Below are 1,019 nucleotides of genomic sequence, written 5' to 3'. Positions count from 1 at the left end.
ATCAAACACTTTTATGGAGAGTTTGATCCTGGCTCAGGACGAACGCTGGCGGCGTGCCTAATACATGCAAGTCGAGCGAACTAATGGGAGCTTGCTCCCAAAGGTTAGCGGCGGACGGGTGAGTAACACGTGGGCAACCTGCCCTGTAGATCGGGATAACATCGAGAAATCGGTGCTAATACCGGATAATTTCTAGAATCTCATGGTTCTAGAATAAAAGATGGCTCCGGCTATCACTACGGGATGGGCCCGCGGCGCATTAGCTAGTTGGTAAGGTAACGGCTTACCAAGGCGACGATGCGTAGCCGACCTGAGAGGGTGATCGGCCACACTGGGACTGAGACACGGCCCAGACTCCTACGGGAGGCAGCAGTAGGGAATCTTCCGCAATGGACGAAAGTCTGACGGAGCAACGCCGCGTGAGTGATGAAGGATTTCGGTTCGTAAAGCTCTGTTGTTAGGGAAGAACAAGTGCCGTTCAAATAGGGCGGCACCTTGACGGTACCTAACCAGAAAGCCACGGCTAACTACGTGCCAGCAGCCGCGGTAATACGTAGGTGGCAAGCGTTGTCCGGAATTATTGGGCGTAAAGCGCGCGCAGGCGGTCTTTTAAGTCTGATGTGAAAGCCCACGGCTCAACCGTGGAGGGTCATTGGAAACTGGGAGACTTGAGTACAGAAGAGGAGAGTGGAATTCCACGTGTAGCGGTGAAATGCGTAGATATGTGGAGGAACACCAGTGGCGAAGGCGACTCTCTGGTCTGTAACTGACGCTGAGGCGCGAAAGCGTGGGGAGCAAACAGGATTAGATACCCTGGTAGTCCACGCCGTAAACGATGAGTGCTAGGTGTTAGGGGTTTCGATGCCCTTAGTGCCGAAGTTAACACATTAAGCACTCCGCCTGGGGAGTACGACCGCAAGGTTGAAACTCAAAGGAATTGACGGGGGCCCGCACAAGCAGTGGAGCATGTGGTTTAATTCGAAGCAACGCGAAGAACCTTACCAGGTCTTGACATCCTT

Annotated in this window: 1 rRNA gene; it reads left to right on the top strand. The window is 53.4% G+C overall.

Annotated elements, in window-relative coordinates:
- Window positions 1-10 precede the first annotated feature (10 nt).
- Window positions 11-1,019 (top strand): 16S ribosomal RNA (locus tag PQ474_RS26180); the annotation flags it as partial.

It is taken from the genome of Halalkalibacter alkalisediminis (genome assembly GCF_028610705.1).
Classification (GTDB): domain Bacteria; phylum Bacillota; class Bacilli; order Bacillales; family Bacillaceae_D; genus Halalkalibacter; species Halalkalibacter alkalisediminis.
Note: the sequence above shows the minus strand (reverse complement) of the source record. Positions and strands in the feature narration are given on the sequence as shown.